Raw genomic sequence first — 8,079 nt, forward strand, 5'->3', positions numbered from 1 at the left:
GGCAAGCGCATATAAATAAATTAAACAATCAATTAAGTTACGAAATTTCGGGTTTGCCGACACCAACCCAGCATCAAGACAAGAGTGCTGGAACGGGTTTGTAACCCGTTCCGTAACGTTTTTAGTGTCTATTAGGTGGCTCAAAACGTTAAGGATGGGGTTTCAAACCCCATCCCGCATTCATCTATACGACGTTAAAATATAAGTCATTGATATTTTATTCATTTTATATGCGCTTGCCCTGGGAAGGGAGGCCCGGCTGTTTAGGAAATGGGTTAAAAAAATGGCAGGCTGGGGCTTATCCCCAAAATTCTATAATCACCGCTGCGCCGCCTAAGAAGCTGGATTCTATGCGGAGCCGCCCCTGATAGGCGTCGACGATGTCGGCAACGACGCTGAGGCCAATGCCATGGCCTGGCGTGGATTCGTCGGCACGTCCGCCACGTTGCAGGATATGTTCAATATGCCGGGCACTGATGCCGGGGCCGTTGTCATGGATGCTGAGGGTCACCTGGCGGTTTTGCCTATGCCCCAAAATTTCGATATGCGAGCGGCTCCATTTGTAGGCGTTATCCAGCAGGTTCCCCAAGATTTCGATCAGGTCGGCTTCGTCGCAGCGGAACAGCAGGTCGGGGTCGATGCGGTTGCTTAGGCTAATGTTCTTGTTGCGGTACACTTTGCCCAAGGGGATGATGATGCGCTCCGCCACCCCATAAATGGCGACAGGCGGTGCAGTGGTGGAATAGTTTGCCGCGCCGGCGCGTTGCAATTGCCGCTCGACGATATGCAGCATGCGGGTGCTTTGCTCAGTGACCGTTTCGGGAAGCGATTCCGGCTGGTCGGTTGCGCCTAGCAGCACCGCCAGCGGCGTTTTCAGGCTATGGGCCAAGTCAGACAGGGCGTTACGGTAGCGGGTCTGGCGGGCGCGTTCTTGGATGAGCAAGGCGTTGATGTTGTCGGTCAGTTGTTTGACTTCCTTAGGGTAGCGCCCGTTAATTTGCGGGTGTTCGCCCGCTTCGATGGCATTGAGTTCCCGCCTGACCCTCCGCAACGGCCCCAGTCCCCAGTGCAAGACCCAAATCTGGGTCGCCAGCATGATCACCGCCGCCACCGCCAGGCCGCCCCATAAGCGTTGGCGGTAGCTGGCGACTTGTTGGTGTAGCGGTGCCAATTCACCCAGCAAATAAAAATTGAACGGGTAAATGCCGGATTTTACGGTGCGTTGGAAACCGAAACCGAGCAGGCAATACTCTTTGCCGTCTGCCAAGTGTATGTCCGTCCAATGTTTTTCGCCGACATGGAGGGCAAAGGGCGGGGGCGCCGGGCGGTTGAGCAAGGAAGGCGACCGCCAAAGCAAGGTGCCGTTACCGTTGGTGCCGATAAACGCATACAGCCCGGAGTCGGGTAAGGCGAGCTGGGGATAGGGCAAGCTGCTGGGTAAGGGCATGGTCAGCCGCCCGCTTTCGTCTACCATAGATGCGCCCAACAACTGGTACATTTGTCCCAGCATGCGTTCGCGTAGCGCGAGGCGGGTGCTGGTCACAAAAGCATTGTCCAAAACCGTGCCGGTGACGGTCAGGAAAATGACCAACACCAAAATGGCGGTGAAGTTAAGCCGGAAATACAGCGAGTTTAGCACTTAAAGCAGGCGGTAGCCGCGGCCACGTAGGGTTTCGATGGGGTTGCGCGCGCCTGTGGGGTCCAATTTGCGCCTAAGGCGGCCCACCAATACGGTCAGCACATTGCTTTCGGGATCGCCATCGTGGGGGTAGAGGTAATCGGCCAGCTCATCTTTGGCGACAACTTTGCCGTGATGCCGGGCCAAATATTCCAACATCCGGTACTCAAAGCTGGTCAGCTCAATTTCCAGCCCGTCCACTATAGCCCGCTGCGCATCCAGGTTCAGGATAAGGTGGCCACAGTTAAGCAACGATTGGGGCGCGCCCACCACCCGCCGCAACAAGGCTTTCAGACGGGCGGAAAGCTCCTCCATTTGGAAGGGCTTAGCCAGATAATCGTCCGCCCCCGCTTCCAAACCCTCGACCCGTTCCTGCCAACGTCCCCGGGCGGTAAGCACCAGCACCGGTAAGGTATTGCCCTGTTGGCGCAATTGCCTAATGATCTGCAAGCCGGGGAGGCCGGGTAGCCCCAAGTCCACAATTGCGGCGTCCACGGGATATTCGGTGGCAAAATAAAAACCTTCGCGGCCGTCGCCCGTTTCATCAACGTGATAACCTTCCCTTTCAAGCTGCCTACGGATTTGGGAACGGATGCCTATTTCGTCTTCGATAATCAAAATACGCATGCTTGATCGTGGCTAAGGCCGGCAATGGGGTAAATATGCTTGGATACCATGGGTTTAAGGTAGGGTTGGATGTTTCTTGACAGTACGCTGAAAATTAAGATTATGCAGAAAAAGCAAACCAATATCCATGAAAACCGGGGGGGTGTAGGTGGCATTAAGGAGGATATTAGTTCGGTTGATATGTTGTAAGCGGCACCGCCCCGGCCACCCCGTTCAAACGCCTGTGTTGTCGAATAGGCCTTCCGGGTTGGGATTGCCCTCTAAGGCATAAAAGGGCCGGAAGGCCTATGGGTTCTGTTTTGCTTATTCCTGTAAAGGCACCACTACATCATCGCTACACGCTTCAACCGGGGCCAGCGAATAAAAAGTCGTTTGTGCGTTAGGGGTGATGGTGCGTAGCTGGCGTATGAAAGCATAAAAGTCAACATTTTTGACCCAAGGCGATGCTTGGGCACAAGCGGAAAAACCACCTTCGACACCATAGCCCCTCACGGTAAATTTATCCACTATCCCGCTAGCCACCGCATGCCCGATAACATCCTTGACTGTTTCAAAAGCCGGCCCGTCGACTGCCGGGCCGCGTCCGCCAATGTTGATTTCAATTGCGCGGTTTGCGGCAAGGGCGGATGTGCCTGTCAAGGCCATGCCCAAAAAGATGGCACCTAAACTTGCTTTGTTCATGTCATGCTCCACTGTTGTTGATTGAAGGGGAAAATCTAATGGAAGCTTAAAAACTGTTTGTAAATCCATTAGATAGGGAGATATTAGCAGCTGCAGGGTGAATGGATGGTTAACCGTAAAACCCGCTCGCGGAACGGCAAATTGTCTTGTATCATGCGAAAAATAATGACTTTTGGAATTTGACAATGCGCCATCACCACCGTTTTCCTGTCCTTAACTATGGCTTGAAACTATTTTTTGCCCGCTTGAAATGGGCCTTGCCAAGCTTGTTAAGCCTGGCCGTATTGCCATTACCGGCACCCGCAGCCACTTTGGGGGTTGGGGTGGCCGGCGGTTTGGGTGGGCGTATCGGTAATGTGCCTGGGGATATGGAATGCGCCCCTTATTGCATAGCCGAAACATCCGACGGTTCTTTGTTGAGCCTGTTCGCCTTGCCTGATGAAGGCTATCGGTTTGATGGTTGGGAAGGGGCTTGTGCCGGGACGTTAGGGCCGTTGTGCACGCTGAGGCCGGGCGGTGATACACGCTTGGCCGCCCGGTTTGCCAAAAACCAAGCCTCGCAGGCATCTACCAAGGCCTTGCTGCTGCTGCATGGCGAAGGCGCTAAGAACACGGTTTGGAATGAGTTTGCCAAACAACGCTTCAATGACCGTTGCCCGGTCATCTATGGCGGTGTCGTGTTGGGGGATGATGCTTACGATCCGCAGAATAAAGCCTATTGTTACCGGATTGCTTTTGGTTATTACGATTTGTTGCAACATGGTGAAGCCGCCGCCAAAGGTTTGCCGCCATCGCTTGGCGATCCGGAAAAACCCGGCCGCGTCCCCGTCCGGCAGTTGGCCTACGAAGTGCGGGCGGCGGTGCTGGGGATATTGGGCCGTCATCCCAAACTTAGCTTGACGTTAGTCGGGCAGGGGCGTGCGGCTTCGGCGGCGCAGTCTTTTATGCAGGCGGATACAGCGGAACGGAAGCGCATCGTGGGTTTGTTAGTGTTGCAGGAACCTAGGGATGGAGGGGAAAACCATCGCGCCGCCAGACGGCCTAAAAATGTTTCCCTGCTTAAATTGCAGGCGGGCCCGGAACAGGTGGCAAAAATCAGTGCCGCGCTGGCCCAATTGGCCCCATCTCGGCGGATGCCCAGGTGATACACCGGTCAATACCCGTCTTGGTTTGTTTGTTGCTCGTCGTTATGCCTGGCATTGATGGATTGCAGACGCAGCACGCGTCCTTTATCCGGCAACAAACCCAGCTGGGGACTGGGCGGAGCGGCAACCCCGGCGTGGCGGCCCCCTTGGGCTGGCAGAAACGGAACCCCGTGCACAATGCCGCGCCCACCCCGGTTAAAGGCCCTCAACAGCCATCCGCCATGCAACGCTGGCAAGCCTTGGAAACCCTGCTCTTCCAATCGGAATTCCAACAAATCCCTATCATGGCGGCGTTGTTGGCCGAGGACTTGCGCCTGCATCCGGATCCGGACATTTATCAAAACATCACCGGTTTGCTGATGCAACCGGAGTTGTCTTTGGCGATTAAAGCCATTTTGCTGGACTTTTTATCCGAAACCGCCACCCCTGAGGCCTTGTCCCAATTGCTTGACCTGGCCAAACAGGAACTCCAGTCTTCGTTGTATATCCTCGTATTGCAAGCCATTTCCAGGATAGGCGACAACCGTTGGCATGGCCAGTTCCATGAAGAGCTTTCCCCGGCTTTAGAAGCGGCTTGGACTGATCCAGAAGCCACCGACCCGGCGTTATTGGCTGCGCTGGGCAAAGCCATTGCGGTGGTGGGGGCGCCCCAGGGCGTCGGCCAACTACTGCTGACCGTATCAGGCAGCACCAAAAACACAGAACCTGAAGCGACCAACCGCATCAAACAAGAAGTGGCGTTTAAGGCCGTCCCGCAAGTGCGCAATCCCGCCGCCATCAAAGTCTTAGGGGCCAGTTTAAGGCAAGAGCCTGTTGGGGCGCCCGCATTTGAAGCCAGCGGCAATGCCTTGGCGGCAATGAGTTCGGTCGCCGCCACCCAACAAATCGCCGATTGGGCTAAAGATGCGCCCCCGGAAGGCGCCAGGAACCTTGAAGGCTGGTTAGGGAAAATTGATGATGAACAAGCCTTGGCCCCAATCTCGGCGGCACAAAACCAAAGCACCCAAAGCCCTGAAATAAAAATGGTGATCCACAAGGCGGCCGCAAACAGGGATAACCTTAACGGGGCATTGTCGGCAGCCAGCGTGATAGAAAAGAATTAAGCAAGGTAGCAAGGTATGCAGCGATAGCGAAATACGGGGTTCGGAACCGCACAATTACCAATTCCGAAATCCCGTGCCGGAACAGTGCGATGATATACGGTATATCATTGCCGAGAAATCCCGTAATCCGTTTCACGACATACAGGGTTTCGAAATCGCATCATTCCCAATTTCAACCCCCGTACCGAATCAACATGATTCAATACGGCATGGCGGAGTTGGAAAATCCCGTAAAAAGGCAGGGATTGGCGTAGCCCGTAAGGAGCGAAGCGGATTACGGGGTTCGAAACCGGACAATTCCCAATTCCGATAACCCGTGCCGGAATAGTGCGATGACAAACGGCATGTCGTTGCCGAAAAATCCCGTAATCCGCTTCGCTCCTTACGGGCTACTCGCTACTCGCTGGAACAGCGCGGTTAAATACGGCATATCGTTGCCGGGAAAACCCGTATTCCGTTTCACTCCATACGGGCTACTTGCTATAAGCTCATCTTATGGCCTTGCGCGGCCAATCCGCCTTACGTGTTACAGCCTTATTTTCCATATTGGGTATCGAGAATTTTGAAAGTTTTGCTGTCAACTGCATAAAAAGCATCACCACCAAAAAATCCGGGAAACTCTTCTGATAGACGCGGCGATATCCAAACAGCAAACTTACCCTTTCCAACTCCTATCTCAATATTATAGTTTTCAATTTTAGACAAATACGTGCTTGATTCCACATCGTACTTTATCCCCTTTTTTTTTATTTCATTGGCTTTCTCTGTAATATGTGAAATAAATTCTTTTTCGACCACTAAAAGAACCCGTACATATTGGCCATTGATTATTAATTCTTTGTTGTACCAATCAATGCTGTTATTTGATTCCCCATAAGAAAAATTACTTTGAAAAACAATGATAAAAGGCAACAAGTATTTAATTAATTTTCGCATCCGCATTTTTCCTTGAAGTTGAAGGTGGAACCGTTTTTGTTTTTGCCCATTGGGGGATCATAGCGAGGTAGCCCGTATGCAGCGATAGCGAAATACGGGGTTCGGAACCGCACAATTACCAATTCCGAAATCCCGTGCCGGAACAGTGCGATGATATACGGCATATCATTGCCGAGAAATCCCGTAATCCGTTTCACGACATACAGGGTTTCGAAATCGCATCATTCCCAATTTCAACCCCCCGTACCGAATCAACATGATTCAATACGGCATGGCGGAGTTGGAAAATCCCGTAAAAAGGCAGGGATTGGCGTAGCCCGTAAGGAGCGAAGCGGATTACGGGGTTCGAAACCGGACAATTCCCAATTCCGAGAACCCGTGCCGGAACAGTGCGATGACAAACGGCATATCGTAGCCGAGAAATCCCGTAATCCGCTTCGCTCCTTACGGGCTACTCGCTCCAGCGAGGTAGCCCGTATGCAGCGGTAGTGGAATACGGGGTTCGGAGCCGCATAAATCCCAATTCCGAAACCCCGTTCCGGAACAGTGCGATGAAATACATCAATGTTAGGTTTGGAAAATCCCGTAATCCGCTCCCAATCCCGAAAACCCCGTGCCGGAACAGCGCGGTTAAATACGGCATATCGTTGCCGGGAAAACCCGTATTCCGTTTCACTCCATACGGGCTACTTGCTCAGGTCTGACCCCTTTGATTCTTACTTAGTAACTCAATTGTATGTAATGCTCTCATTAAAGAGTCATCTGAAAATTGAGAATTCTTAAAAGAAGATAACCACCATATCCAATCTTGAGTGACTTTATATTCTGGCAAGGTTAATAAAGGCCATCGCTTAAGAAACCAATCATCCCACCATTCTGGGGTAGGACTTCTATCCAACGAGTCTATAATATTGCTGACAACAATTAAATTCGCGAGATTTTCTTCAATTGATGCCTTGTATACACCCGGCAAGTAATAGCAAAAAGCCTCTGGAGAAAACAAACTAATCACATCAAAGTTCTTTTCCCAATCTTCACAAGTCACTTCCTCCCACTTGAGATTACCAATAGTTAGAAGATCGGATTTATCACCCGATGAAAGTTGCTTAGAATTGCTGAGAATAGCAGGTCGAGAACGCCATCCAAAGGCAGATTTTATTGAATTTATAAGTTCGTTCATCTCATTAAATTTTGGCATATAGAGACCTGTTTCCAAGCAGTTGCTTGTTCTATTTGGTGATCCTCGTCACCGCCACCATAACACACCTCATCACGCTGTGCCCTTGCCATAGCAAGTCTTAACCAGTCATTTGCGCGTTGAGTAAGCTGGAAAATAGACATACCTACCTCGCATTTAGAACCGTTTACACCCTTTTGATATGTAGCCCCCATGTGATCTTTTGCATCACGAACTTTTTTTTCCAGTTCATCACATTTAGACCCAAAATTATCGGGCTTACAAAGATCAGCAATCTTCTCACCAGCAGACTTGAGTGCATCTCGTCCTGCTGGGGTAGCCATCATTACCCCAGCAGTTAATAGTCCACTGCCAACCAATAGACCGCCGCCGACAAGCGCGTATTCACCTGTAGGATCAACAAACCCCAACGGATTCCCCCCCACATACCCAAAAGTATTCAACCCACCCTGAATGCCGATAGGATCACTCTGCGTATACCTGCCAGTCTTAGGGTCATAACTACGGAAGACATTGTAAAACAACCCCGTCTCCACATCGAAATACTGCCCCGGAAAGCGCAGGTTGTAGTCGAACCGGGTCAGGCTGGCGTCGGGCTTGCCGTTGGCCGCGTTGCCGCCGAACGGGTCGCTAAAGTCCCATTGCCAGCGCAGGCGGTTGCTGGTGTCGATGATTTGCCGGGGGGTGTTGAGGTGGTCGGTTAGCACAAGG

The 8,079-nt window shown here is 51.9% G+C and carries 8 protein-coding genes; 2 read left to right on the plus strand and 6 right to left on the minus strand.

The features are described from left to right. Window positions 1-298: 298 nt before the first annotated feature. The 3 genes from METMI_RS0113645 to METMI_RS0113660 all read right to left on the minus strand — a co-directional run bounded on the left by METMI_RS0113645 (window position 299) and on the right by METMI_RS0113660 (window position 2,986). Window positions 299-1,639 (minus strand): ATP-binding protein, encoded by a 1,341-nt coding sequence (locus METMI_RS0113645; RefSeq protein ID WP_019866850.1) that lies wholly within the window; start codon window positions 1,637-1,639, stop codon window positions 299-301. Next, on the minus strand, window positions 1,640-2,305 hold the full coding sequence (locus METMI_RS0113650; RefSeq protein WP_019866851.1) for a response regulator transcription factor: 666 nt from the start codon (window positions 2,303-2,305) through the stop codon (window positions 1,640-1,642). It lies immediately after the preceding gene. A 303-nt stretch (window positions 2,306-2,608) separates the two neighbouring features. Next, window positions 2,609-2,986, minus strand: a complete 378-nt coding sequence (locus tag METMI_RS0113660; RefSeq protein ID WP_019866853.1) for a hypothetical protein — start codon at window positions 2,984-2,986, stop codon at window positions 2,609-2,611. 185 nt (window positions 2,987-3,171) lie between these two features. Here METMI_RS0113660 and METMI_RS0113665 point away from each other — a divergent pair, with 185 nt between their 5' ends. Both METMI_RS0113665 and METMI_RS0113670 read left to right on the plus strand, forming a co-directional pair. Then, on the plus strand, window positions 3,172-4,131 hold the full coding sequence (locus METMI_RS0113665; protein ID WP_019866854.1) for an InlB B-repeat-containing protein: 960 nt from the start codon (window positions 3,172-3,174) through the stop codon (window positions 4,129-4,131). 44 nt (window positions 4,132-4,175) lie between these two features. Next, window positions 4,176-5,234 (plus strand): hypothetical protein, encoded by a 1,059-nt coding sequence (locus tag METMI_RS0113670; RefSeq protein ID WP_019866855.1) that lies wholly within the window; start codon window positions 4,176-4,178, stop codon window positions 5,232-5,234. 534 nt (window positions 5,235-5,768) lie between these two features. Here the strand turns inward: METMI_RS0113670 and METMI_RS0113675 are convergent. The 3 genes from METMI_RS0113675 to METMI_RS0113685 form a co-directional block, all read right to left on the minus strand. Beyond that, window positions 5,769-6,170, minus strand: a complete 402-nt coding sequence (locus METMI_RS0113675) for a hypothetical protein (RefSeq protein ID WP_019866856.1) — start codon at window positions 6,168-6,170, stop codon at window positions 5,769-5,771. Window positions 6,171-6,864: 694 nt separating this feature from the next. Then, window positions 6,865-7,368, minus strand: a complete 504-nt coding sequence (locus METMI_RS0113680; RefSeq protein ID WP_156829853.1) for a hypothetical protein — start codon at window positions 7,366-7,368, stop codon at window positions 6,865-6,867. Beyond that, the coding region (locus METMI_RS0113685; RefSeq protein WP_232215227.1) for an RHS repeat domain-containing protein at window positions 7,347-8,079 on the minus strand (733 nt) is incomplete at its 5' end. The genes METMI_RS0113680 and METMI_RS0113685, both read right to left, overlap by 22 nt.

This window comes from Methylovulum miyakonense HT12, from assembly GCF_000384075.1.
Classification (GTDB): Bacteria; Pseudomonadota; Gammaproteobacteria; order Methylococcales; family Methylomonadaceae; genus Methylovulum; species Methylovulum miyakonense.